Source organism: Halomonas sp. Mc5H-6 (assembly GCF_024124705.1).
In the GTDB taxonomy this organism is placed as follows: Bacteria; Pseudomonadota; Gammaproteobacteria; order Pseudomonadales; family Halomonadaceae; genus Vreelandella; species Vreelandella subterranea.
Map to the genome: position 1 here is coordinate 247,690 of NZ_JAMXSI010000003.1, position 26,874 is coordinate 274,563.

The 26,874-nt window shown below is 58.6% G+C and carries 18 protein-coding genes and 1 pseudogene; 11 read left to right on the forward strand and 8 right to left on the reverse strand.

Annotated features, from left to right (window positions below; translation table 11 throughout):
* Positions 1-11 precede the first annotated feature (11 nt).
* The 3 genes from NH395_RS06885 to NH395_RS06895 all read left to right on the forward strand — a co-directional run bounded on the left by NH395_RS06885 (position 12) and on the right by NH395_RS06895 (position 3,127).
* On the forward strand, positions 12-752 hold the full coding sequence (locus NH395_RS06885) for a FadR/GntR family transcriptional regulator (protein ID WP_234346834.1): 741 nt from the start codon (positions 12-14) through the stop codon (positions 750-752).
* A 49-nt stretch (positions 753-801) separates the two neighbouring features.
* A complete protein-coding gene (locus NH395_RS06890; protein WP_253023440.1) occupies positions 802-2,379 on the forward strand; it encodes an aldehyde dehydrogenase (NADP(+)) in 1,578 nt (525 codons plus the stop codon).
* Between the two features lie 145 nt (positions 2,380-2,524).
* On the forward strand, positions 2,525-3,127 hold the full coding sequence (locus NH395_RS06895) for a glutathione S-transferase family protein (protein ID WP_253023442.1): 603 nt from the start codon (positions 2,525-2,527) through the stop codon (positions 3,125-3,127).
* 10 nt (positions 3,128-3,137) lie between these two features.
* Here NH395_RS06895 and trmB read toward each other — a convergent pair whose 3' ends face one another.
* Genes trmB through thiS form a run of 3 tightly spaced genes read right to left on the reverse strand, consistent with a single transcriptional unit; the run spans position 3,138 to position 4,906 of the window.
* Positions 3,138-3,866 (reverse strand): tRNA (guanosine(46)-N7)-methyltransferase TrmB, encoded by a 729-nt coding sequence (trmB, locus tag NH395_RS06900; protein ID WP_253023444.1) that lies wholly within the window; start codon positions 3,864-3,866, stop codon positions 3,138-3,140.
* A 12-nt stretch (positions 3,867-3,878) separates the two neighbouring features.
* Positions 3,879-4,673, reverse strand: a complete 795-nt coding sequence (locus NH395_RS06905; protein ID WP_066320789.1) for a thiazole synthase — start codon at positions 4,671-4,673, stop codon at positions 3,879-3,881.
* A gap of 11 nt (positions 4,674-4,684) precedes the next feature.
* The gene (gene thiS / locus NH395_RS06910; protein ID WP_092825090.1) at positions 4,685-4,906 is read right to left on the reverse strand and encodes a sulfur carrier protein ThiS; all 222 of its coding nucleotides are present in this window, start codon (positions 4,904-4,906) and stop codon (positions 4,685-4,687) included.
* 140 nt (positions 4,907-5,046) lie between these two features.
* Here thiS and NH395_RS06915 point away from each other — a divergent pair, with 140 nt between their 5' ends.
* Entirely contained in the window at positions 5,047-5,439 is a 393-nt protein-coding gene (locus NH395_RS06915; RefSeq protein WP_253023446.1) for a DUF423 domain-containing protein, read from the forward strand.
* A 12-nt stretch (positions 5,440-5,451) separates the two neighbouring features.
* Here the strand turns inward: NH395_RS06915 and NH395_RS06920 are convergent, their stop codons facing one another.
* From NH395_RS06920 to NH395_RS06930, 3 genes are all read right to left on the reverse strand, one after another.
* Positions 5,452-7,185, reverse strand: coding sequence for an HD domain-containing phosphohydrolase (locus tag NH395_RS06920; protein WP_253023448.1), 1,734 nt, complete (start codon positions 7,183-7,185; stop codon positions 5,452-5,454).
* A 178-nt stretch (positions 7,186-7,363) separates the two neighbouring features.
* Entirely contained in the window at positions 7,364-8,866 is a 1,503-nt protein-coding gene (locus NH395_RS06925) for a methyl-accepting chemotaxis protein (RefSeq protein WP_253023450.1), read from the reverse strand.
* Positions 8,867-8,967: 101 nt separating this feature from the next.
* Positions 8,968-11,481: an EAL domain-containing protein gene (locus NH395_RS06930; protein ID WP_253023452.1), complete on the reverse strand. Its 2,514-nt coding sequence runs from the start codon at positions 11,479-11,481 to the stop codon at positions 8,968-8,970.
* A gap of 261 nt (positions 11,482-11,742) precedes the next feature.
* On the opposite strand from NH395_RS06930, the gene NH395_RS06935 reads away from it, so the two are divergent.
* Positions 11,743-11,892 carry a hypothetical protein gene (locus tag NH395_RS06935; protein WP_253023454.1) on the forward strand — a complete coding sequence of 50 codons (150 nt, stop codon included), beginning with the start codon at positions 11,743-11,745 and terminating at the stop codon, positions 11,890-11,892.
* A complete protein-coding gene (locus NH395_RS06940; protein WP_253023456.1) occupies positions 11,889-12,332 on the forward strand; it encodes a DUF411 domain-containing protein in 444 nt (147 codons plus the stop codon). Before NH395_RS06935 ends, NH395_RS06940 begins: the two co-directional genes overlap by 4 nt.
* Positions 12,333-12,344: 12 nt before the next feature.
* Here NH395_RS06940 and NH395_RS06945 read toward each other — a convergent pair whose 3' ends face one another.
* Positions 12,345-12,761, reverse strand: a complete 417-nt coding sequence (locus tag NH395_RS06945; RefSeq protein ID WP_253023458.1) for a PaaI family thioesterase — start codon at positions 12,759-12,761, stop codon at positions 12,345-12,347.
* A 66-nt stretch (positions 12,762-12,827) separates the two neighbouring features.
* The gene (locus NH395_RS06950; RefSeq protein WP_253023460.1) at positions 12,828-15,002 is read right to left on the reverse strand and encodes a malate synthase G; all 2,175 of its coding nucleotides are present in this window, start codon (positions 15,000-15,002) and stop codon (positions 12,828-12,830) included.
* 230 nt (positions 15,003-15,232) lie between these two features.
* On the opposite strand from NH395_RS06950, the gene NH395_RS06955 reads away from it, so the two are divergent.
* From NH395_RS06955 to NH395_RS06975, 5 genes and pseudogenes are all read left to right on the forward strand, one after another.
* Positions 15,233-16,258, forward strand: coding sequence for an alpha/beta hydrolase (locus tag NH395_RS06955; RefSeq protein ID WP_253023462.1), 1,026 nt, complete (start codon positions 15,233-15,235; stop codon positions 16,256-16,258).
* A gap of 104 nt (positions 16,259-16,362) precedes the next feature.
* Entirely contained in the window at positions 16,363-16,944 is a 582-nt protein-coding gene (locus tag NH395_RS06960) for an NAD(P)H-dependent oxidoreductase (RefSeq protein WP_253023464.1), read from the forward strand.
* Positions 16,945-17,213: 269 nt separating this feature from the next.
* Positions 17,214-18,928: pseudogene (locus NH395_RS06965) on the forward strand (ShlB/FhaC/HecB family hemolysin secretion/activation protein).
* An 86-nt stretch (positions 18,929-19,014) separates the two neighbouring features.
* Positions 19,015-26,391 (forward strand): DUF637 domain-containing protein, encoded by a 7,377-nt coding sequence (locus NH395_RS06970; protein WP_253023466.1) that lies wholly within the window; start codon positions 19,015-19,017, stop codon positions 26,389-26,391.
* On the forward strand, positions 26,391-26,762 hold the full coding sequence (locus NH395_RS06975; RefSeq protein WP_253023468.1) for a hypothetical protein: 372 nt from the start codon (positions 26,391-26,393) through the stop codon (positions 26,760-26,762). The genes NH395_RS06970 and NH395_RS06975 overlap by 1 nt, the downstream gene beginning before the upstream one ends.
* Positions 26,763-26,874: the final 112 nt, after the last annotated feature.

Sequence of the window (26,874 nt, forward strand, 5' to 3'; positions counted from 1 at the left end):
AGGAAAGCGAAATGACATCGGTTCAACCTCCCCTTAACGTAAGCAAGGTCGCGAAGCAGGGTAGCCTCTCCCAATATGTCGCCGAACAATTGGAGGCATTGATCGTGCAGGGCAAGGTGGCAGTGGGCAATAAGCTGCCCACCGAAAACAGCTTGTGCGACTCCTTCGGTGTCAGCCGAACCGTTGTGCGAGAGGCCATTACCCACCTCAAGTCCCTGGGGCTGGTAGAGACGCGCCGGGGAGTGGGCACCACAGTGCTGCGGGCCAAGGCAGAGGAGCCAAGGCCCGCGCAGCATATCAACCCGACGACCGTGGCCGATATTCTGCACCTGCTCGAACTGAGGTTAACCCTGGAGCCTGCCGCGGCGGAACTGGCGGCGCTGCGCCATGACGACGCCGACCGAGAGCAACTGAGGGCCCAGCATAACGCCTTTATCAAAGCCCATGCCGAGAAGCGGCTGGCGCGGCAAGAGGATTACCTTTTTCACTTTGCGATTGCAAAGGCGACCAAGAACCCCTTCTTTGCATCTTTTTACGAGCAGTGGAGCAAGAGTGTCATTCCCCGTGCCAAGCTGCTCAGTATCGAAATCGACCCCAAATCATCCGACCGTTACCTGGAGCGTGTTCAGGCCGAGCATGACGAGATCATCGAGGCGATTCTGTCGCGTGACGCACAAAAAGCCCGCGAAATGATGTTTCGGCATCTTGATCGCGCCAAGAACATGTATGCCCAGTATCGCGACCAAACGTAGCACCATCGAGCATCCAAAACGCCCGATAAACTAAGCTAAGGAGGAACCTATGACGATCCGTGGTGAAATGCTGATCGGTCAGCAAGCCGTGAGCGGCAACCAGGCCAACATCCATGCGGTGAACCCGGCCACCGGCGAGACGATGGAGCCAACCTATGTGGGGGGGAGCAAAGCAGAAGTCGAGCGTGCCTGCGAGCTCGCTGAAACCGCCTTCGCCAGCTATCGCGAGACCGGCCTTGAAGCGCGCGCTACCTTCCTCGAAACCATTGCTTCCGAAATCGAAGGTATCGGCGATGAGCTCATCGAGCGTGCCATGGCCGAGACCGGCCTGCCTCGCCCACGCCTGGAAGGCGAGCGCGGCCGTACCTGCGGTCAGCTGCGCCTGTTTGCTTCCGTGGTACGTGCCGGTGAGTGGCTCGACGTGCGCATTGACCCGGCCCTGCCGGATCGTTCGCCCATGCCGCGGACTGACCTTCGCCAGCGCCATATCGGCCTTGGTCCGGTAGCCGTGTTCGGCGCCTCCAACTTTCCGCTGGCGTTCTCCGTAGCCGGTGGCGATACCGCTTCAGCACTAGCGGCCGGCTGCCCGGTGGTGGTCAAGGGCCACTCCGCCCACCCCGGTACGTCTGAACTGGTGGGGCGTGCCGTCCAGCGTGCCGTGGCCAAGTGCCATCTAGCCGAGGGTGTTTTCTCGTTGCTGTTCGGCTCCGGTAAAGAGATCGGCCAGGCGCTGGTCAACGACCCGCGCATCCAGGCCGTTGGCTTCACCGGCTCGCGCAGTGGCGGCACGGCGCTGATGGCCACGGCCCAGGCGCGCCCGCAGCCGATCCCGGTCTACGCGGAGATGAGCAGCATCAACCCCGTGTTCCTGCTGCCGGAGGCCCTGGAAGCGCGTGGCGAGAAGATCGCCGAAGGCTTTGTCGGGTCACTCAACATGGGGGCCGGTCAGTTCTGTACCAACCCAGGGCTTGTGATTGCCGTTAAAGGCAAGGCGCTGGACGCCTTTATCGACGCCGCTGGCGACGGCGTCAAAGCCAGTATCAGCCAGACCATGCTTTCTCCGGGGATTCACCAGGCCTATGAGCAGGGTGTTAACACCCTCTCCTCGCATGCCAAGGTGCGTGAAGTGGCGCGTGGTCAGCTCGGCGAAGGCGCTAACCAGTGCTGCGCGGGCTTGTTCGTTGCCTCTGCGGCCGACTTCCTCACCGATGAGACCCTGCAGGCCGAGGTATTTGGTGCCAGCTCGCTGGTTGTGGAGTGCGCCGATCAGGCTGAAATGATGCGGGTGGCCGCCGAGCTCGAGGGGCAGTTGACCATCACCCTGCAAATGGATGATGGCGATGTGGACGCGGCCAAAGCGCTGCTGCCAACCCTGGAGCGCAAAGCGGGCCGTATCCTGGCCAACGGCTGGCCGACCGGTGTCGAGGTGTGCCATGCCATGGTTCACGGTGGCCCTTACCCAGCCACATCGGATAGCCGTACGACCTCGGTGGGCAGCGCGGCGATCCATCGCTTCCTGCGTCCTGTTTGCTACCAGGCACTGCCGGAAGCGCTGCTTCCCGACGCCCTGCAAGATGCCAACCCCGAGGGTGTCAGCCGCTTGGTGGATGGTAAGCGTGAAGCCTGATTCAGCAAGTCGTCAATCGCAGAGACGGTTTTTATAAGCACTCAACTAAGCGGCCTTCGGGCCGCTTTTTTTTACCGATTGGCCTATTGCGTTGCACGCGCTAGCCACGCAAGCTGCGGTGAACTGCCCAGCCAAGGAGACTCCCATGCAACTCTACCTGAACGCGACTTCCCCCTATGCCCGCGTGGCGCGGGTTTGTCTGTATGAAAAGCAGTTGATCGAGCATACCGAGCTTTGCTGGTGTGACCCCTGGGCGACGGATAGCGAACTTTTACAGATTACCCCGCTCAGCCGCATCCCGACGCTGGTCACCGACGACGGCGAGGTGCTGACCGAGTCGCTTTTGATAGCGCTCTATTTGGATGCCCAGGGCGAAGGGGATTCATTGTTGCCAGACAAGGCATATGCGGAAACCCTGGCGCTGGCCGGGCTTGGCCATGGCTTGACGGACGCGGCGTTCAATGTGGTGATTGGCCGCAAGCACAATGGCCATGAGGTCGATACAACGGTATTGGGCAGCCGTCGCTTGAAAGCCATCGAGCGCACGCTGGCAACGCTTGATGCGCACCCCAGCGTGCTGGCGGGCAATGCGGAACGCACGCTGGGGGCGATTACCGTTGCCGTGGCGCTTTGCTATATCAGCTTTCGCTTACCGGCCTTTGATTGGCCTAACCGCTTTCCCACACTTCAGGCCTGGCATGCCAAGGTGGTGGAGTGCGAGAGCTTTGCTATGACGGCGTTTGAGTAGTTTCTAGGGCCTAGTCTTCCCGCCGGTAAATCAAATCCCACACCCCATGGCCGAGCTTTTCGCCGCGGGCTTCAAACTTGGTCAGTGGGCGGAAGGCGGGGCGGGGTACGTAGGGAGCGGTGTCAGCGCCAGCCGTATTGGCGTAGCCGGGGGCGTCTTCCATCACGTCTGCCATCCATTCGGCATAGGCCTCCCAGTCGGTGGCCAGGTGAAAGCTGCCGCCGGGCTTAAGACGGGTGCGAATCAGCTCAACAAACGCAGGTTGAACGATGCGCCGCTTGTGGTGCTTCTTTTTTGGCCAGGGGTCAGGGAAGAACAGCTGAACGGTGGTCAGGGAGCCTTCCGGTAGACACTGTTCCAATACGGCCAGGGCGTCTTCGCGGTAAACGCGCAGGTTGGTGAGGCCGCGTTTATCCGCTTCATCGAGCAGTTTGCCCACGCCGGGGGCGTGCACTTCAATGCCGATAAAATCGGTTTCCGGATGGGTTTCGGCCTGTTCAATCAATGAGTTGCCCATGCCAAACCCGATCTCGACGACGCGCGGCGCCTGGCGGCCAAAGAGGGCGTCCAGATCTTGGCGGCCGTCAGCGATTGTCAGCCCCAGGCGTGGCCAAACGTCTTCCAATCCACGCGTTTGTGCTGGTGTCATGCGCCCGGCGCGAATCACATAGCTTTTAATGCCCCGGCGGTGCAGTGGGGCGTCGGCGTTTTCGGGCGCGGTGTCTTTCGTATCGGTCATGGTGTCTCTGTATCAGCCGTTAATCCGGCCAGCAAAAGGCGAAGAGGGGTCGGCGGTCTGGCGGCGTGGCATCCGGCCTGACAAAAAGGCGTCTCGTCCTGCCTGCACGGCAAGCTTCATGGCGTTGGCCATGCGCAGCGGGTCGCGGGCATGGGCAATCGCGCTGTTTAGCAGTACGCCGTCGCAGCCCAGTTCCATGGCCATGGCGGCATCGGAAGCAGTGCCAATGCCTGCATCCACCAGCACCGGCACCTGGCTTTGTTCAATGATCAGGCGCACATTGTGCGGGTTTTGAATGCCGTGGCCGGAGCCGATCAGCGAGCCCAGCGGCATGATGGCGCAGCAGCCCATGGCTTCCAGCTCGCGTGCCACAATGGGGTCGTCGCTGGTGTAGACCATGACGTCGAAACCGTCGGCGAGCAGCGTTTCCGCGGCTTGCAGGGTTTCAACCACATTCGGGTAGAGGGTGGTGTCATCGCCCAGCACTTCCAGCTTGACCAGGTTATGGCCGTCGAGCAGTTCGCGGGCCAGTCGGCAGGTGCGTACGGCGTCTTTGGCGGTGTAGCAGCCAGCGGTGTTGGGCAGCAGGGTGTAGCGCTTGGGCGAAATCACATCCAGCAGGTTCGGGGCCTCGGTATCCTGGCCCAGGTTGGTGCGGCGTACTGCAAAGGTGACGATTTCAGCGCCGCTTTGGGCGATGGCCGCGCCGGTTTCGTCGAAGTCCTTGTACTTGCCGGTGCCGACCAGCAGGCGAGAGCTGAAGTCGCGTCCGGCAATGGTAAACGGTGTGTCAGTGAGTGACGTCATCATGGGTTCCTTTAGCCGCCGCCAATAGCGTGGACGACCTCTACATGGTCGCCATTGGCCAGGCGGGTGTCGGCAAGCTGGCTTTTGGGCACAATTTCTTCATTGATCTCAACGGCAATGCGTCGGCCACTGAGCCCTAGCTCTTCCACCAGGTCAGCCGCCGTCGCCCCCGCAGCGAGAGAGTGCGGGTCACCGTTGAGCGTAAGCTGTATTAACTCATCAGGGGTAGACATAAACTGGCGCGTCCCATTGTGTGCAACAAAACGTGTAGGGCCAAACATCGTCTATTGTAGCGGTTTCGTGCCGCTCAAGGTATGTGGCAGCGTTAAACTGCACAATGAAAGCTGATAAATCGGTAGACAAGGAGTGCAAGGTGCAGCGAATAGATAAACTGTGGTGGCTCGGGGTTGCGCTTTCAGGGGCGTTGTTGGTATTGCTGGGCGCCTACGCTGCCCATGGACTCGCGTCGCGTACCAGCGCTGATATGGTCAGTGCGGTAGAAACCGGGGTGCGCTACCAGGCCTGGCATACGCTGGCCATGCTGGCGGTATTGGTATGGCGGAGGAATACCCCAATCGCCGGGCAGCGCTGGGTGCTGTCACTCTGGGCGCTGGGCATCGCCGCCTTCTCGGGCTCTCTTTACCTTATGGCGCTGGCGGGTTGGAACCTGGGTATCGTTACTCCCATTGGCGGGCTCTTGCTTATCACCGGCTGGCTGGCGCTGGGCGTGGTGGCGATGTTCGATCGCCTTCCTGCCAAACCCTAGCCGTCACACGGCTCAGTGCTTTAACACCTTCACCCCGTAGTCTGCAGGGTTGACGATACCTTCTAGTTTACCAATCTGCGATAAATCCCCCTGGGTGATAACACTGCTGATGTTCGTGTCAGGAAAGCGCAGATTCTTGACCACATGAACCTGGCTCGGCATGCCCTTGCCGTTGATGTCCATGACCCAGGCAAGGAAGCCGCCCGAGAACTTGGCCAGGCTGCCAATGGGGTACAGGCCATAGATCTGGATATATTCCACCAGAACGGTTTTGTCGTAGGCGGCACCTGCTTCGTGAACTTTACGGTAAGCGTCAATGGGCGCGCGGGGTGGTACGCCGTTGCGAGCGTGGAGCAGTTTGTTGATCGCCTTGATGACTGAAACGAGCCGCACGGTCTCCGATAGCTGTTCGCCTCGCTTGCCTGCCGGGTAGCCGGAGCCGTCCAGGCGCTCGTTGGCATTCTCGATCACATCGCGGCAGATGGGGCTGGGTGTCCAGTTCAGTTCATGCAGCTTATCGAGTAGCTGATGGACATGGCCGCTGAGAATGTCCTTCTGTGCCGGGGTCATATTCACCTTGAGTGATGGCAACTGCTCGCTGATCAGCAGCGGCTTGCCCATGGTGTGCAGCAAGGCACCCAGGGCGGCCCCACGTACGCCTGGGGAGTGCGGATCGCGGGCGACGAGCATGTCGATAAGTTGGCCGGTTACCTGCACGACGTGTCTTACCCAGTCTGGTTCATCACGCAAAAGCGCCAAGGCGAATAGAAACGTCTTGCGATCCTGCTCCACAAGATAGCGCAGGGTATCGACACAATCGTAAAAGAGCTCGGCCGGAAAAAATTGGCGGGTCTTCATGTACATCAGCCCTATTTGCAGCTGATGAGACACGTCCATGACGCCGCGTTCCATGGGTGATTGATGAGAGCGCTTTTCACTCTCCTGAGCCTCTCGATGCTGGATACTCTTCTCCTTGGTACTGGGAATAAACAGGGGAGAGTGATACATCATTTTGTCGTTGGTGCCGGTGCGGTAGGCGGCCTCTCTTTCTGACTCATTCACGTAATGGAACAGGGCTTCACTTTTGGTCGTTGATATGTTGGTGAACTGAATACCGACAGCGGCATAACCGTGGTGGCCAAAAGGGCGTATATGGCGGATATTGCCTTCAGTAAAAAAATTCTCGCCGTTTGGAAACGAAAGCGTAATTCCGGGAATTGCTTGCCCTACGCCGATTGCAATGCTGTCGGCCAGATCGATATCGACCATGCAACCGCCAATAGACAGGTTACGCAGCCTGCCCGGTACGTTGAGCTCATGCAGATACACTTCGATGTTGACACGGGCATGCATGCCTAGAATGAAAGGAATACGCACGGCGCCTCGGTTTTCATGAACGAAAACCGATTCAGGCAGTTGGCACTCCAGGCGGTACAACGTACTGTCTGCCTTGAGCAGCTTGACGGCGACGTTGCTGAGGCTATAAGTCTCGCGCTCAACGGCATGTGGTCCTTTCAACGCCTCCAGGTCAAAACTCAGGCCATCGCTGGTCAGGTAGCGCTCGATATCCGAGCCAGCGTATTCCACCTCCAGTACCATTCGCCCATTACCCAGGTTCAGCTCAATGACCTCAGCCTTCAGGGCATAAGGCATGGCATGGGAATAAATAGACAGTTCATGGGTATGCTGAAGCAATGAGCGAATCACGCTTGCTGAGGGATTTTCGTGCAGGGTTGGAGCCGCCATTTGAAATACCTCAGTGATTAATTATTATTCGCCTATTATTAAGATATAGGTCTTTTTATTAAGTATGGACGACTATATAGACTTTAAGTAGCCGGACAATCACTCCAACGGTAAATTTTTGTTCCTGCCCCCTTCAATGGAAATCACTTGATGAAGGAAGAGGGAAAAACGCCTTGCACTAAACCGTGGCCGGTGCGATCAGCATTTGTTTATTGGCCATTGAGGAAGACACTGGAAGTGTGAAGCCGCTCACTGCCTGCATCATGGTGTCGGCAGTCGCTGAAAGCTGTTCGGCCATGCTGTGGGAGTTATCCACCGCTTTGCGTGAAAGCTCCAACGCATTATAAATTTCATTAACGCTTTGCTCGAGCTCTTCGACGCCCTGATGCTGCTGCTGGACGGCGTTATCCATATTGCTCAAGCGAATTGCTACTTGCTCGAAGCTTTGTATAAGTGACTGGGTGGTATTGGCGATGGTGGATGTTTGGTCAACGCCTTGTGAGACCTGATCAGTGGTGTCGGCGATAGTCTGGCGTATCCGAGACGCGGTGTTCTGGGTATTCTTCGACAGCGTACGAACTTCGTTAGCCACCACGGCGAAGCCTCGCCCGTGCTCACCCGCTCGAGCAGCTTCCACGGAGGCATTCAATGCCAGAAGGTTGGTCTGGAAGGTAATATTATCAATTTCGCTCAGCATTTCGTGAATGTTGCTTGCGTGGTGTTTTAGCAGGCGCATCATTTCGCGCATCTCTTCAACTTGCTCGCCGTTTTGGCGCGCGACCTTTTCAGAATGAGTGGCCAGTTTGCGAATTTGCTGTGATTCTTCGGCGGTTTCGCGTGTCGTCGCAGCGAGTTCTGCGGTACTGGTGGAGATACGCTCAGTTTGACTGCTGTTGCGCGCTGTTTGCGTGCGTAGTTGTTCTTGGGCAACAAAAAGCTGCTGACTGTAGTCAGTGACGTGGCTGGCCGCCGTTTGTGTTTTGCGCAGGCTTTCGGCGACCTGGTCGCGCATGCTGACCACTGCAGCGACGGCTGGAAGCTGCTGCTCTTTATCACTGAAGCTCATGTCCAAATTACCGCCGCCTGCGGCAACCGCAAAGCGGGTGACGTGAAGCCCTTCTTTCACCATGCTTTCCAGCACCTTGGCCAAGTAGCCAAGAATGATCACCTGGACAACCACAGCACCACCATGCATCAACAAACAATAGAGCAAATCTGCAAAGCCGTGACTGTTGCTCCCCTCTGTCATGCTTTGCATGTCGCCCATACTGGTATATAGCTGAACCACCCCCTGGTATTGAAGCCAGGTAAACAAGGTGTGATGCAACGCAATCACCAAGCCACCCAATGCAATGACTCGCCAATCACTATAGAGAATCAAGACGGAGAGCAGGATAAAGATACTGAAGTGGGCTTCGATCAGTCCGCCGCTTTGTTCGATTAATACCGCAGACCAGGCCATCATGACGGCGGCTTTGACAAAGCCATTGACGATATGACCGCGCCACCGGTGTTGGACGATATACGTCAACGGTAGCGTCATTACTGCCACCACAAGGGCCAACAGCAAGGTTTGGGTGAAGATACCCACGATGACGCATAAAAAAACGACAAAGCCCAAGGGTAACCACATGAGTCTGTCGGTGCGTGCGATATGCCTGGCAAGGGATGCATCAGTCATTGTTGTAATGTCCTTTCGTGTTATGAGAACCGCCAGTTCTGTATAACTTATGTACGGCTTTTGTAAAATTATATTTATAATAATGAGCTAGATGCAAGGGGTCATTTGTGTGGAAGGCTGGCGTGGTCGGCCGCGGGGTCGTCTTCGACAATGGTGTGCAAAAATGCGTCTACTGGGAGGGGGCGGCCAAACAGAAAGCCCTGGTAAATATGACAGCCCAGTTGAGCGAGCACCAGGCGCTGGTCATCAGTTTCCACGCCTTCGGCCACTACTCTAAGCCCCAGGCTTTGTGCAAGGGCGATGATGGTGGCGGCAATCGGCGTGGCTTGCATGCCCAGGGCCAGATCCCTGACGAAGGCAATGTCGATTTTAAGCGTGTCGAGGGGCAATACCTTGAGATAGGCAAGCGATGAATAGCCCGTGCCGAAGTCATCCAGAGCAAAGCTGATGCCTGCACGCTGTAGCTGCTGCATTTTTTCGATGGTGCCATCAGGGTCACTTAATAACAGCGACTCGGTAAGCTCCAGTGTCAGGCGTTCGGGGGGCACATCATGTTGCTGAATGACCGACAGCACCTGGTCGGCAAAGTCAGGCTGCTGGAACTGACGCACGCTGACATTCAATGATAGCTGAAGCCCTTGAAGCGCCGGAATATTGCGCCATTCGCCCAGCACCCGGCAGCCTTCCTGAATGACCCAATGCCCCAACGGCAGAATTAGCCCGGTCTCCTCGGCGATGGGGATAAAGTGACCCGGTGAAATCATGCCGCGCTCAGGATGCTGCCAGCGAACCAGGGCTTCAGCGCCTATTATGTTTCCAGCCTCATTGACCTGAGGCTGGAGATAAAGGCACAGCTCATCGTGGTCAATCGCGAGCCGTAGTTCGCGTTCAAGGCTCAAGCGTTCTTCTAGCTCGTCTTCTTGCGCTTGACGAAAGAGCCTGGGTTTACCATCCCGCTGGCGCTTGGCTTCCAGCAGGGCCAGACCGGCGCGTTTGAACAGTTGCTGTGTCGCCTCCCGGTCGAGGGGCTGGAAGATAAGCACGCCCACGTTAAGCCTGCACGGATAGGGATGGCCTTTTAGCAGATAGCCAGCGGTCAGCGACGCCACTATCTCATCAATGAGGCGCATCGTTTCCTGCTCGGCGCTGGGCGCATCGCGGCTGGCAAGCGTGCCCACCAAGGCGAACTCGTTGCCGTCCAGCCGGGCGACCAGCCACTCAGCCTCTGCCCATTGCTGAAGGCGTCCGCCCAGTTGGCGTAGCAGTTCATCGCCAATATCCTGGCCCATGCTGTCGTTGAGTACCTTGAAGCGGTCAATATCAAACAGGGCCAAAAAAGCGAACGGGTGGGCAAGTGTCCTTGAAGAGCCAAGCCCGGTGAGCCGCTCCTGCAGCGCCCGCCGGTTGGGAAGTTCTGTCAGTATGTCGTGATAGGCGAGATGGCGAATACGCTCTTGAGCCTGCTGTTCTTTAGAGCGGTCGCTGAGCAGCGCGACGTAGTCACGGTCTTTACTGTCGGCATAGGTAACGCGGCTCACGCTAAGCCAGGCGGGAAAGCCTTCACCGTTGGCATCCAGGGCGGTGATCATGCCGCTCCATTCGCCCTTTTTTTCCAATGCTTGGCGTATGTGCTGGCTGAGTTCGCGGCCTTCTTCGGCGTAGTCCAGTTGTGAGACCGACATGCCTTCAAGCTGCTGGCTGCTGAGGCCCATCAACCGTTCAAACGCTGCGTTGCAGAGGCGAATCCGGGCCTGTTCATCGAGCAGTATCACGCTATCCTGCAGTGCAGAAATGACTTCGAGCAGGCGCGTCTGTGTCATGTGTTCATGGCGCTCGCTGTCATGCAAGCGACGCTGTACGCGGGTGGCGACTAACGCGAGTATGGCGGTCAATACGGCAGCGCCACTGATAAGGAAAATAATCCAGTGGGAGGCTGGCGATACCGAAGGCGCCACGGCATCCGGAGTAGGCACAAACCAGGCGGCCTGCATGGCGACGTAATGCATCCCACAGACGGCAGTGGCGAAACACAGCGCTGCAATAAAGGCACAGGTTCTGGCGCGTTTTATCCCCCACTCATGCTGGCAGAGGCGGTAGGCATAGACGCACGACATGCCTAAGCCCACTGCGACCAGCAGTGAGACCACGAACAGCCCAGGAGCGTGATGCAGCTCAGCGGGCATACGCATAGCGGCCATGCCGCTGTAGTGCATTAGCCCAATGCCGGCACCAAGGCCGACACCTGCCAGGAGAAGCGCTCGGTGCGGCGGTCTTTCATGGGAAAGTGCGACCATCACGCCAAAGCTACCCAGAATGGCGGGCACAATGGATATCAGGGTAAGCCCCGGTGCATGGCTTACCGGAAAATCAAGCTGATAGGCGTGCATGCCAATAAAGTGCATGCTCCAAATGCCAAGCCCCATGGCGCTGGCCCCGGCGAAAAGCCAACCCAGGCGCCACAGAGGGTTAGATCCCTTTCTCACCAGCTTGATGATATCCAGGCCAGCGTATGAAGCGGCCAGGGCGACCAGCCAAGAAACCAGTACCAGGAAAGTATCGTGTTCTCCCTGAACCGCATTTAAGGCGCCAGGGTCTGACAAAAAATTGATTAACATTTATAGACCGCAGACCCTTTGGCTAGTGGTAATACAGTTAATATCGACACATGACCTTTAATCTGTAATAGATTTGTTCAATAGCGTTTGAAACGATGACCTTGATGCAAACAGTCTACGCTAACATGAACGAAGCGTGATCGGCGTCGTGTCGATCAAACGGTGGGAACTGGCGAGTGGGAGAATCGCAACGAACGCTTGACCTTGGGGTAACCCCAGGGTTGTACGCTTGATTTGTGTCCACTTGTCGGGAGAGTTGCCATGATGAACGCAGATTGTTTTGCTTTGATGAGTTCCATGGGCTGGTTTGGCGGGTTGATGCCGCTGGCTTTTCTACTGCTTGTCGGCTTGGGTGTCGCCGCGCTGGCAAAATATTTGTTTAGCCGTACTTCACAGGGAGATCCCTCATGAACCGTTTAACTGCCTCGCTGCTATCCAGCGCATTACTTTTCGGTGCCACCTCGGCCCATGCCGCGCTGCCCGATGAAGCCACGCTCTACAAAAACCCCCAGTGCGGCTGCTGCGATGAGTATGCGCGTCATCTGGAAGAACAGGGCGTTGACGTCACCATTGTCGATGATGCTCAACTCGGCGAGATCAAGCAGCAGGCGGGCGTACCCTATGGGCTTGGCTCCTGCCACACCATTGAGATGGGTGAGTACTGGATTGAGGGGCATGTGCCGATGGAAGCCGTCACCAAGCTGTTTGACGAGCAGCCTGACGTCGGTGGTATCGGCCTGGCCGGTATGCCCATTGGCACGCCGGGCATGCCAGGGCCTCAGAGTGAACCCTATGAGGTGTATACCTTCACCGACCAGGAAGACGCCCCCTTTATGACGCTTGAGCCGTGATTGAAGGTCGCGTCACGGTTTATCCGGCAGCACATAGCTGGCGGTAACGTGGATGACCGGTTTGGTTTCATCGGCGGTGGAGACGATCTGCACTTCGCCCACCGCCAGGCGGCGGCCGAGCTTGATCAGCTTGGCGTGGGCGATGATGTCGTGATCGCCGGAGGCGGCGCGGAGGAAGTGGCAATTCAGGTCGCTGGTCACGGCCATCGGCTCCGGGCCAATCTGCGCCAGAATGGCGACGTACATGGCCACATCGGCAAAGCCCATCATGGTAGGGCCGGAAACACGCGGCCCCGGCCGCAGGTGCTCGTTACCAATCGTCAGGCGCATCGTGGCGCTCATTTCCCCCACGCTTTCAATCGTGCCCATGCGCTGGGGAAAGACCTCATCGAGAAACTGTTCTATCTGTTCGACGGTCATCACGGTCATTGTTGTTTTCCTTCATAAAAAAGCCCCGAGGCAAACGCCCCGGGGCTGATAGTACCTTTGGCGAGTTTACTTCGCCTTATGCACCTGGCGCCACTCGTGAAGTAGCGGCTCGGTGTAGCCAGACGGCTGGACGCGGCCTTTGAAGATCAGGTCGGACGCCGCCTTGAACGCGGTAGAGTCTTCGAAGTTAGCGCTCATGGCGGTGTAGCTGGAGTCGCCTGCGTTCTGCTCGTCCACCACCTTGGCCATGCGCTTGAGCGTTTCTTCCACGCGCGGCGCATCGACAATGCCGTGATGTAGCCAATTGGCAATGTGCTGGCTGGAGATACGCAGCGTGGCGCGGTCTTCCATCAGGCCGACGTTGTGGATATCCGGCACTTTCGAGCAACCCACACCGTGCTCTACCCAACGTACTACGTAGCCCAGAATGCCCTGGCAGTTGTTGTCCAGTTCCTGCTGAATTTCCTCGTCGGACCAGTTGGCGTTTTCGGCCACCGGCACGGTGAGCAGGTCATCCAGGAAGTCCGGCTCGCCCTGGGCTTCCAGTTCGCGCTGAACGTCGGCGACGTTGACCTGATGGTAGTGCAGCGCGTGCAGCGCGGCGGCGGTGGGCGAGGGCACCCAGGCAGTGTTGGCGCCTGCTTTCGGGTGGCCGATTTTCTGCTCAAGCATGTTGTGCATCAAATCGGGCATCGCCCACATGCCCTTGCCGATCTGGGCGCGACCGCGCAGACCACAGGCGAGACCGACCTGGACATTGCTCTTCTCGTAGGCCTGGATCCAGGCGGCGCTCTTCATGTCGCCCTTGCGCACCATGGGGCCCGCTTCCATGGCGGTGTGCATTTCGTCGCCGGTGCGGTCGAGGAAGCCGGTGTTAATGAACACCACCCGCGACGTGGCTTCGGCAATACACGCCTTGAGGTTGACCGTGGTGCGGCGTTCTTCGTCCATGATGCCCATTTTCAGGGTATCGCGGCTCATGCCCAGGATGTCTTCCACGCGGCTGAACAGCTCGTTGGCAAACGCGACTTCTTTAGGGCCGTGCATCTTCGGCTTGACGATATACACCGAGCCCGCACGCGAGTTGCGTGGCTGGTCGGCGTCTTTCTTGAGGTCGTGCAGCGCCAGCAAAGAGGTAACGACGGCATCGAGGATGCCTTCCGGCAGTTCGTTGCCGTTCTCGTCCAGTACCGCCGGGGTGGTCATCAGATGGCCGACGTTACGCACGAACATCAGCGAGCGGCCCGGTAGGGTCACGCTGCTGCCATCGGTGGTTTGCCAGGTGCGGTCAGCGTTGAGCTTGCGAGTAAAGGTCTTGCCGCCTTTCTCGATCTTCTCTTCCAGGTCGCCCTTCATCAGGCCGAGCCAGTTGCTATAGACGCCCACTTTATCTTCCGAGTCGACGGCGGCCACGGAGTCTTCGCAGTCCATGATCGCGGTCAGCGCCGCTTCAGCCACCACGTCCTTGACACCCGCCGGGTCGGTTTTACCGATGGCGTCGTTGGCGTCGATCTGGATTTCCAGGTGCAACCCGTTGTTACCCAGCAGAATCGCGTCAGGTTTGGCCTGCTCGCCGATAAAGCCGATCAGTTTATCCGGGTCTTTCAGGCCGGTTTCGCGGCCACCTTCCAGCGTGACGACCAGGTGCTCATCGCGAATCGCGTAGTTCACCGCATCACGGTGAGAGCCGGTTGCCAGCGGCGCCGCGCGGTCGAGGACGCCACGGGCATAGGCAATGACCTTTTCGCCACGCTTGGGATTAAAGCTGGTGCCCTTTTCCGCGCCGTCTTCTTCGGAAATCACGTCGGTGCCGTAGAGCGCGTCGTAAAGGCTGCCCCAGCGGGCGTTGGCGGCGTTGAGCGCATAACGCGCGTTGCTCATCGGCACGACCAGCTGCGGACCCGCCTGAACGGCGACTTCACGGTCAACGTTGGCAGTGGTGGCGGTGACGTTGGCGGGCGCGTCGACCAGGTAGCCGGTGTCTTTCAAGAAGCGACGGTAGGCGGGCATGTCGGTAACCGGGCCGGGGTTTTCGCGATGCCAGGCGTCCAGCTTCTCTTGAAGAACATCACGTTCTTCTAGCAGTTGGCGGTTTTTGGGGGTTAAATCGTGAAATAGGGCATCGACGCCTGCCCAGAAGGCGCTTTCGTCGACGCCGGTGCCGGGCAGGGCCTGCTCGCTGATAAAACGATCTAGGTCGGCTGCCACCTGTAAACGGTGACGCGTGATACGCTCGCTCATGGAGACTCTCCTGTTAGGGTGGCTGTGACGCCGTGTTGCTCGGCTGATGCCCCGTCACAGTCAGATGAAAACGCATTTAAAAACTATTTGTGGAAAATAATTCCATATCTGTGTGGGCATGTAAACAGCATAGACGCTAAAGCGCTATCATGCTCGACCAAAAGATAAGGAATGACGCCATGGCTGATTGACTGGCCGGTGGCGAAAGAGCGGTTTAAGGAGAGGTGCGAATGCGCGAGTTCGATCATTTAGAGGCATTGTTTCGCCGCCATGCTGGTGACTCAGCACTCTCCCGCTTGGTGCCTGGTGACATCCTAGCCACGGCGATGAATGACTATTTTCAGCACTACGGCCTGGAAGCGCTGCGCCTTGACACCCGGGACGTATACGCAGGGTTTATCGATACCGGGCGTTTTGCGCTGTGGTGCCAGGTATGGAGCCCGCCTGCACCAAAAGGCACCGCCTTTGTCGTCCACGGCTACTTCGACCATCTGGGGCTTTATCGCCATCTGCTTGAACGCCTGTTGGATAAAGGCTGGCGCGTTGTACTGTGGGATTTGCCCGGCCATGGGCTTTCCAGCGGTGCGCGTGCCGCCATCGATGACTTTGACGACTATCAGCACTGCCTGACCCATGTGCAAACCATTCTGGCCCAGCAGTCCATGGCGCCCGCACCCTGGTTGGGCATCGGGCAAAGTACCGGTGGGGCGATCCTGGCGACCGACGCGCTGAACCGTCGCCATGCAGCGGGGTGGGATGGTCTGGTGCTGTTGGCACCGTTGGTTCGCCCCTGGGGCTGGAGCCAGGCCAGCTGGCTGCACCTGATCGCCAGCCCCTTTGTGAAGGCGTTGCCGCGCAAGTATCGGCCTAACTCGACTGACGAAGAATTTACCGAGTTTCTACGCGAGCACGACCCTTTGCAGCCCAATCAATTGAGCGTGGCCTGGGTCACCGCCATGCGCCGCTGGATACCCAGGTTATTGGCCCGCGACCCGCTGGATTTGCGGGTGATGATTTTACAGGGCGAGCAGGACGTTACCGTGGACTGGGAATGGAACCTGGCGATTCTGCAGGATAAATTTCCCGGCGCGCAGATCTACCGGCATCCTGACGCCAGGCATCACCTGGTGAATGAAGCAGAGCCGATTCGCCGTGCGTTGTTCGATGCCCTGGATGCGTTCATCGATCAAGTGGCGGCATCCAGGACAGAAGCGTCAGCCAGGCAAGCACCGTCATCGCCGGGTGATAACCTTTAACTATTAAGCCCTTTATATGAGCAGGGGTTAATGCGATCGCCCAACGGCTGTGCGAAGATTAGCCGAATGCGTTTACGTCAGTCCATTTTGATCAGGAGCGTGCAATGACCCATACCCCACCGAAAGTACTGGTATTTGCTGGCAGTGCCCGTGAAGGGTCACTCAACAAACAGCTGGCCCAGCTCGCTGCCAAACGTATCGAGGCACTGGGCGGCCAAGCCACTTTTATCGATTTAAAGGATTATCCCTGCCCGTTATTTGACCAGGACATTGAGGCCCAGGGCATGCCGGACAATGTGCTGAAGCTGCGCGCTATCCTCGCCGAGCACCAGGCGGTATTTATTGCCTCGCCGGAGTACAACGGCTTTATCACGCCGCTGCTCAAGAACACCCTGGACTGGCTGTCGCGGCCCTATCAAGGCACCCCGGGCCTGGGGCTCTTTGCGGGCAAATGGGCGGCCCTGGTAGCAGCATCACCCGGTGGGTTGGGCGGTATTCGCGCCATGCCCCTGGCGCAGCAGCTACTTGCCAACCTCAGCCTGACGGTACTGCCGCAGCCGCTATCGCTTCCCCAGGCAGGCAGTGCATTCAACGACAGTGGCGCGCTACATGATGAGGCCACCGGCCAAAAGCTTGATGCCCTCTGCCAGCGCCTGGTCGATTCGCTGGCCAAGACCCACGGCTAATCGCCTTTCAACAACCTATCCAACTGCCGGTAGCCAATGGCTATTAGGTATTGCCCCTGCAGTAAGGGCATAACGAAAATTATATTTTTATGGCTGTGATATGACCACTCTCAAGCGGTGGGGGGCTGTTGTCTGGATGACGGCCCTGAAATGCTTGGCGTATTTCTGGTCGGGGTTATGGAAAAGCTCGTACTAATATAGTGTTAAAGTTTTCTTATTGGCTGTCGTTATTATTCCCATTGATCAAGTTTATCGTAAGGGAATACGGCGTGGTCATAAGTGGATTACGAAGCTGCTTGACACTGGCAGCACTCTATCTATGGAGCGCCACGGCCATTGCGGTCGAGTTGCCTCCTGAGGCGAATGCAGGGTCTATCAGCCAGAATTTCATTCGCGGTGACCAGCAGCGTCTTTTGGAAGACCAGCGTCATCGGTTGCAACAACTACAACGGCTACCAGGCAGGAGTGAAACACCGTCGACGCCCCCTGCGTCGCCGCAGACACAATGCTTGCCAATCAAGGTCATTGACCTTGAAGGCGTCGAGTTGCTTAGTGATGGCTTTCAGCAAACCATCATAGAACCGTTCATCGGACAATGTCTGACGGTGGATGACCTCAATGAGCTGCTGCAAGCTGTTACGCAGGCCTACCTTGACCGTGGTTTTGTTACTACGCGTGCCTATCTGCCGCAACAGGATCTTTCCCGGCAACGCTTGCGGGTGGTTGTCGTCGAAGGGCATATCGACGCCTTGGAAAGCCCAGGCGACACGCCGACGCCCCGCGAATTGGCCATGGCTTCGCCGACCGGAGTGGGTGATGCCCTCAATCTCCGCGATCTTGAGCAACTGATCGACCAGTTGAATCGCTTGCCTTCACGTCAGGCCACCTTGGAGCTTATACCGGGCGATACGGTAGGCGGCAGTCGCGTTCAGGTCTCCAGCGAGGCCAGTCGGCCGGTAAGCGTTTCTCTGGAGCGCAACAATGACGGTAGCGGGGGAACCGGCGAACAACAGTGGCGCGGGGGGATCGAGTGGGATAGCCCCTTGGGGCTCGCCGATCAGTTTACCGCTCAATGGGGGCAGGACGTAACTGACCGCGCCCATATTGGCTCCAGCAGCGGCCATTTTGCTTATAGTCTGCCATATGGTTATTGGACGTTCTCTTACGACTATACCAATAGCGATTATCACACCCTTGCCGAAGCCAACGGCTTTCTCTTCACTCTCGAGGGCAAAAGCGAGCGGCATCGGTTGCAGGCCGAACGGCTGTTATGGCGCGACAGCGTCAGCAAGACAGCAGCGAGCATCGGCATCAGTCGCCTATCAACGCGCAACTATATCGATGGCGCCCGCATCGGGGTGAGTAGCCAGCGCTTGAGCGAGCTCAACATCGGCATCAACCATGGCCGCCGTATCGGCAACGCACTCTTCAATACCGATATCGGCTGGCATAAGGGACTTACCCTGTTTGGAGCGCAGAGCGATGGTGCCAATGCTCCCGGAACCCCAACGGCGCAGTTCGAAAGGGCGACCCTGACACTGAGCTATCTCCAGCCCTTTTCATTGTTCCGTCAATCACTGAGTTTTTCGAGTCTGCTCCATGGCCAGTGGAGTGATGACGTCCTCTATAGCCCGCAACGCTTGAGCCTAGGGGGCAGGATTCGGTTCGTGGCTTCAAGGAACAGTCCTTGAGTGGGGCCAGCGGTGGATATTGGCGTAATCAGGTCACTTGGCAATACCCGCTCGAGAGTGTCCGGCCCCTGTTCGAAAACCTCGAAGTATCGCTGGCCTATGATGTAGGGGTGATCCACCGTGGCCGCCACAACCCCGAACTCCATGGTCGGCTCAGTGGTTATGCTCTGGGCGTCGGTCTGCGGGGTGAGCATCTCGCGGCCAATGTCAGTGTCGGCCATTCACTGGAACGTCCCGATGTGTTTCCACGGCGGGAGGCGCCGGTGTATTTCAGCGTTAAGGCGTTCTTTTAGGTGAGGTCCAGTCGCGATGGACTGTGAATGGCCACAAAAAATTAGTGGAACTAACAAACGAACAGTGATGCAGGGAAGCAGCCACCATGAATAGTCGTAGCCCCTTGAGTCGTTACGTCACCATCCTCATTATCAATGCCCTTTTCTGGCACCCAGCAGTGGTTCTGGCCGACGGTATCGCCGTCGCTCCCGGCGCGGGCAACACTACCCTGGATCGGGCCGGCAACGGCGTACCCGTGGTCGATATCGCGACCCCCAATGGGAGTGGACTGTCGCACAACCGCTTCTCTGACTACAACGTCGACGAGAGGGGCGTCATTCTCAACAACGCCACTAGCAAACTGCAGTCCACCCAGCTCGGCGGGCTTATTGTCGGCAACCCTAACTTGCGCGATCAGGCGGCACGTCGAATTATCAACGAAGTTAATGGTGGCCGACCCAGTCGACTCGAAGGCTATACGGAAGTGGCTGGTGCTGGCGCCGATGTAGTGGTGGCCAACCCTTACGGCATCACCTGCAACGGCTGTGGTTTCATCAACAGCCCACGGGTGACACTCTCCACGGGTCGGCCCATCATCGAGGACGGTGATCTCGAGCGTTTCGCCGTCGATCAGGGGCGAGTTGCGATCGAAGGTCTGGGGCTAGACGCCACCCAGGTCGATCAGTTCGACATCATCACCCGAGCCGCCGAAGTTAATGCCGAACTCCACGCCAATCGCCTGAACGTGATCACTGGGGCTAACGACGTCGACGCCGAGACCCTGGCGACCACGGCGCGCCAGGGCACGGGGGAGGCCCCGGCACTGGCCATCGATGCCTCGGCCTTGGGTGGCATGTACGCCGGTAGCATCCGCCTGATCGGCACCGAGAGTGGCGTGGGGGTCAAGCTGGCTGGGGATATGGCGGCCAGCGAAGGCGATATCCTCATCGACGCCAATGGCCACCTGCGCCTGGCCGATGCCTCCAGCACCGGACAGACGCAGGTCAACGCCACGCGCGCGACCCTGGGCGGCGATGTTCATGCCAGCCAGGCTATTACAGTGCGCACCCGTGACAATCTCGACATCGACGGCAACCTGACCAGTGGCGACGATATCACGTTGGACGCTGGAACCAACATCGACAACCAGGGGACTGTCGTCGCTGGCATCGAGAATGACACCCTCCAGCCTGATGCCGACCTCACCCTTCGGGCAGACCGCCTCGATAACCATGGGTGGCTCGATGCTACCGAGCGCCTCATGGTGACATCCACCGAAGCGCACAACCATGGCCGCCTGCTGGCCGATGAGATCGCCGTCGAAGCCGCCTCCCTTGACAATGGGGCCGATGGGCAGATCACTGCTGGAGGAGACCTCACTCTCGACGTCACTAATACCCTCGACAACACTCAGGGTTGGTTGCAGGCTAATGGCAACGTCTCGCTAACCGTCGGCGAGTTCGACAACCGGGATGGTACTCTGCTGGCCGAGCAGGCCCTTGATGCTAGCGTGGTCGGCACTCTCGATAATCGAGGCGGCTCGCTGAGCGGGGAGCGGCTCGCTATCGACACCGCCACTTTCGTTAACGACGGTGGGCAGGCTGTGGCCGGTGCCGAGGGGCTGTCGCTCTCCGCGCAGCAGCTCGATAACCGCAATGGCTTGGTGCTCACCCAGAACGGTGCGCTCGATACGTATTTCGGCTTGCTGCAGAACCAGGGCGGTGCCCTGCAGGGTGACAGCGCCACCTTCACCGGCGACACCCTGGTCAATGCCGATGACGGTCTGATCGCTGGCCTTGATGGCCAGGTGAAAATGGTCCTGACCAATGGTCTCGACAATCGCGACGGCCAGGTCCTCGCCAACGGCACGCTCGATATCGACCCGCCGTTTATCGACAACCGCCAGGGGCAGCTGGCAGGACGTATCGTTCGCCTGGAAGCCGGTCATCTCGACAACGCCAGTGGCATAATCGAAGCCAGCGAGAATCTGGCGGTGGACGCCGAACGACTGACCAATACCGATGGTGAGTTACGGGCCCTGGGCGGCGATGATAGCCGCCTCACCATTGCCGACACCTTCGATAACCAAGATGGACGAGTCGAGCTGGCCAGCGACAACGCCACTTTGGAGGCAGGCACCTTACGCAACGGCCAAGGGCAACTCCAACATGCCGGCAGTGGCCTGTTCCAGATCTCCGCCGACCGCCTCGCCAACGCCGGTGGCCAGGTGCAGGGCACCGGTAGCGGCAAGGTGACGCTAGGCCAACTCGACGATATTGGCCAGTGGCAGTTCAATGGCGCGCTCGACTTCGACCTCGAGCAGGAGCTGACTCTTGTCGCCGATGACCGAATCGCCACTGCCGGTCACCTGAACCTCAATCTGGGAAGCCTCGATAACCGTGGCCAACTGCTCGCTAACGACGGCCTTACCCTGACCACCAGCGGCGACATCACCAACCGCGGCCTGATTTCCACCCAGGGCGACCTCGCCGTCAGTGCCCGCCACCTCACCCAGCGCGATGGGCGCCTGGCCAGCGGCGACACCTCCACCTACCACCTCGGCGGCAACCTCGACAACCAGGGCTTTCTCACCGGCGTCGGTGATGTCGACATCACCACCGCTTACCTCAACAACCGCGGCACCTTGGGAAGCCAGGCGGACCTGCGTCTCGTTAGCCGTGGCCGTATCGACAACCGCCCAGACACCCTGCTGTTCGCCGGTGGCGACATGACCCTACGTGGCCAACGGCTCTTCAATCGGTATGGCGATATCTACAGCCGGGGCAGTCTCGGTTTCGCGCGTGACGATCAACATACCAAGGCGAACAGCCTCGAGAACCGCTCGGGGACGATCGAGGCCGAGCAGGGGCTTCGTTTCTATACCAATGATTTTCTGAATACTAAGGATACATTCGAGCTGGCATTCCATCCGATCGAGAATCGTATTGAGGTGAATAGTCAGTTCATTCCTGGCTATGACCGGGAGTTCGGAACACATCAATGTGATGCGCCGGGATCTTGTTACAAAAGAAATGAACATAAAGACTCTTATAACTATACGGTCACAGTTCATGAGCTTGGCGAATATGAGATTAAGGAAGATTCCGCGAGCGGGGTGATTGCTTCGAACGGCGATATTTCCATTCGTGCGAAGAATGTCATCAATTCTAATAGTTCCATCTTGGGCAATGGCAATGTGTCAATTTTTTCGGCCACCTTTCAGAACTCCGGGGGTGGATTATCAAAAGTAAATAGACAAAGGGCCTATGAATTTTCCATGCCAGTCTATGTGGCTGAGCATAGGAATGAAGCAAAAAATGGCTGGAACACTTATTATTTGCCCAATCAAGCTATCGCCACTTTTTCCTCCAGCGTCGCAGAGTGGAATCAACGAGACGGGTGGGATAATCACGGTAATCTTCTGCCACTACCAATTCCATTGAATGGGAATACGCAACAAAGCGACATCACCACGAGTACAGCTCAAGGAAGTGGTGCCCGAGCGGTCGTTCAGGCAGGGAAGCAAGTGACTATCAACGCCAGCAATAACATTCAGAATGGAGCAGTCAGGAACAATGTCCGTACCCAGATCGATGGCAACCTGGGTAACAGCGCTACTGATGGCCCTGTCAGCACACTTGATATCACCCTCAACCGACGGGCTTCGGATCCCGACTCAGCCAGCTACCGCGACGTTCCCTTCGAGCGCGTCTCTCCCACCCAGCTCTCCTCGTTCCGCCTGCCGCAGGGACGCTATGGGCTCTTCGTTCGCAACACCTCGCCGCAGAGCCGCTACCTGATTGAGACCAATCCCGAGTTCACCAGCACCGAGCGGTTGATGGGCTCCGACTACCTGCTCGACAAGCTGGACTACACCGATGATGGTGCCTACCAGTTGCTCGGCGATGGGCGCTACGAGTCGCGCCTGGTACGCGATGCCGTGCTGGCCAATACCGGGCAGCGCTTCCTTGAGGACTCTCTGAGCGACGACTACGCACAGTACCGCCAACTGATGGACAACGCCGTGGCGGCCAGGGATGCCCTTCAGCTTAGCGTCGGCGTTGGCCTGACCCCGGCCCAGACCGCGGCACTCACCCACGACATCGTGTGGCTCGAAGAACAGCAGGTCGACGGCGAGACGGTACTCGCCCCAGTGCTCTATCTCGCCCAGGTCGACGAACGCAACGTGCGTGGCGGAAGCCTGATCCAGGGCCGCGACATCGACCTGATCACAGGTGGTGACCTGGTCAACGTCGCCACCATTCGCGCCAGCGACGATCTCTCCGCGACCAGTGGCGACTCGGTTCTCCAGGGCGGCCTGATCGAGGCGGGCCAGCGCCTGGCGCTGAGCGCCCGTGACTCGATCCGCAACGCCCTGGCCGGTGAGATCCGCGGTGGCCAGGTTAGCCTGGCGGCGCGCGAGGGTGATATCGTCAACGACCGCACCGCGGTCACGGCCGGTCATGATCGCGCCTATAGCACCTATCTCGACCAGGGCGGCCTGATCAATGCCCGTGACGGCCTGGAGCTGAGCGCCGGGCGCGATATCGTCAACCGCGCCGAGATCGCCAGTCAGGGCGATGTCGCTTTCCTGGCAGGGCGGGATATCGTCAGCGAAGCGGTGGCCGATGCCCGCCGCCAGGTCAATGGCTATGCAGCGGGTGTCGGGGAAGGCAGCGAACGCACCACGCAGCTCGGCGCCAGTCTCACGGCGGGGGGCGATGCCGCCCTGATGGCCGGCCGTGACGTAAGGCTTACCGCTAGCACGGTCGACGCCGACGGTGCCCTGGGCGTGACAGCGGCCCGCGATATCCGTCTCGAGGCCGGCGAGGACACCACTTACGACTGGGACAACAATACCTCTATACGGCGATGGTACAGCAAACGCGACGGTGAGCGCACCACTACCCAGGTCGGCAGCCAACTGAGCAGTGGCGACGACACCCAGTTGAACGCCGGACGCGACGTGCGGATGACCGCCAGCGAGATTGACAGTGGCGCGAGCCTATCCATCACCGCGGGCAGTGACATCGTCCTTGATGCAGCCGAGGACCAAACCTACACCCAAACCCATAGGGGGTGGCGCGCGTCACATACCCACCGCGTCGAACAAGTCGGCAGCGAACTGAAGGCCAGCGACGACATCGCCCTCCAGGCGGGCCGCGACGTCACTGCCATCGCCAGCCGTGCCGAAGCCGGTGGCGACCTGGCGCTCGACGCCGGTGGCGACCTCACCCTGGCCGCGGCGGCTAATATCGACCACCACGAATCCTATACCGCCAGCACTAACTGGATCAGCCGCCGTGTGCGCCAGCAGGGCAGCGAGATGGTCGCCGGCGAAGACCTCACCATGCGCAGTGGGCGTGATATGCGCCTGATCGCCAGCCAGGCCGAAGCGGGCGACGATGCCTTCCTGATCGCCGGTCGCGACGTCGAACTGCTCGCCGCCAATGACCAGGACTACTCGCTCTACGAAAAGGAAGAGAGCGGCCTGTTCAGCAGCAGCTACCAACGTGACGAAATCAACGACATTCGCGCCGAAGGCAGCCAGCTTGAGAGCGGCGGCGACCTCACCGTGGTTAGCGGCGCCGACCAACGCTACCAGGGCGCCCGCCTCGAGGCCGGTAACGACCTGACCCTGGCCAGTGGCGGCACCATCCGCTTCGAGACGGCCAGCGACGTGCACACTGAATCCCACGAGCGCAGTAAAAGCGGCTTTGCCTGGCAATCCGCCTCCGGCGAAGGCTTCACCCGCGAAACGCTGCGCCAGAGCGAACTGGTGGCCCAGGGCGAGCTGATCCTTCAGGCTGCCGACGGCCTCCAGATCGACGTGGAGGAGATTGACCGCCGTAGCGTCACCCGCACCATCGACGCCATGGTCGCCGCCAATCCCGACCTCGCCTGGCTCAAAGAGATGGAGCAGCGGGGCGATATCGACTGGCGGCAGGTCAAGGCGATCCACGACAGCTGGGATTACGAACAATCCGGGCTAGGGGGCGGAGCGGCAATGGTGATAGCGATTGCCGCCGCAGCCACCGGTCAGTACTACGCCTTGGCGGCCATGGGTGGGGCGGGTGCCGGTACGATGGCTGTCGCTGCCAGTGCCGCCGCGGGCTCGCTGGCTGGCACCGGGGCGGTCAGCCTGGTCAACAATCGCGGCAACCTGGGTGATACCTTTAGCGATACCTTATCAAGCGACAGCCTGCGCAGTGCGGCCATCGCGGCCGTCACAGCCGGCGTTACCCAGAAGTTGATGGGCGATACCACCCATCCCACCTCCGGCGCCACCACCAAGCTGGACCTCAGCAAGGCTGGCGACATCGGCCGCTTCGCCGGGCAGCGCGCCACGCAAGCCGCCATCGACGCCGGTGTACGCACCGCCATCGACGGTGGCAGCCTGGGCGACAACCTCGAAGACAGCCTTGAGGGCGCCCTGGCGCATGTCGCCTCCGGCGTCCTGTTCAACGCGGTGGGCAATGTCAGCGATGACCGCTTCGCTAACGGCAGCCCCGAGAAAATCGCCCTGCATGCGCTAACGGGCGGGATGGTAACGGAGGCCATGGGTGGCGACTTCCGTACTGGGGCGATGGCGGCGGGCGCCAACGAAGCGCTGGTGGACCACCTGGCCGAATTGGTCAGCGACAACCCCGGCTTGCTGGTAGCGGCCTCCCAGGTTGTCGGTGTTATTGCTGCCGAGATGACGAAGGGGGATATCTCCCAAGGTGCCGAGATCGCTGCGCAGGGGACGCGGTATAACTATCTGGGTCATGACCAACTGGCCATGGCGCGGGACGAGCTGGCCGCCTGCGACGGCGACAATAGCTGCATGGCCGATGTGGTGGCGCGCTATCAGGCCATCAGCGAGGAGCAGAACCAAGCCGCTCTCGAAGCCTGTAGCACCGACCTGACGGCCTGCCAGGAACACTCGCTCGCCGCAGCGAACGGCGAATACGCCCGCTACGGGGACGACGCCCTGTGGGACCTGCCCTCTGGCGCCTTGCCCTACATGCAAGCCTTGTTCGATGAGAACATCGGCGTGCAGAATCAGTTCGGGGAGGCCACGATTGCGAGGCTATTAAGCGAAGGAGGGGTCTCGCCGGAGATGGCGGCAGTGCTGGCTGCGATGCCTGTGGGGTATAATTCAAGATCGGCAAATACAAACCGCACTAGGCACGAAGCGTATAAAGATGCACTTCGTGCGTCTATGGAAAAACCAGGGGTACTAAATCCTGAGTTGGCAATGCTCATGAATACTTTATATCGACCTAATGCTGAGCTGGGTAGCGGTAGTACAGCAGCTGCTGTCAGATACGAAAAATCAACTGGTGAGCCCGTCGGTGGACGCTTCCACTCAACAAAAGCTAGCGATGGGATAATTGCATTGCAGAGATGGCTTGACAGGAACCCGACTGCAAGCCCTGGGGATCGAGCTGCGGCGGAAAATGTGATTAAAGATATGTCTAATGCATTGGGGGGAGAGTGATGGGACGCAAGTATAGAGAGTTTCTTACTGAGTTATTTGCTATTGATTCTTCGCTAAAGGTTGTATCTGATAATGTTTATGAGGACTGGGCACCTGTATCTCCTCCCTTGACAATCCTATTTGCCACAATAGGTGTAAAGTTTGCTGAAGAATATGAAGAACGCAGTCTGGAAATTAATCAGAAAATTCTCCGGCTGGTGGAGGAAGGGGTGGTAAGCGAAGATGAAGAGCTAGGAACAGCTGTGGCTACTGGAATGGTCGAAGCTATGGTTAATAACTTTCTGCTTGACGGAATCCAATGGGAAAAATGCAAAAAACAGTTGGGGGAACAAACCTTAAAGCATGCTGAAGCTTGGACTGGCAAAGTTTGAAGCCATAAGCCGTGTACTAATATTCTTTATATGCATCGTTCGTACAGTGAATACAGAAGTATGCTACGGGTTCTGTTCGATTAGCTTTATAAGATCGCTCTTTATACCCTCG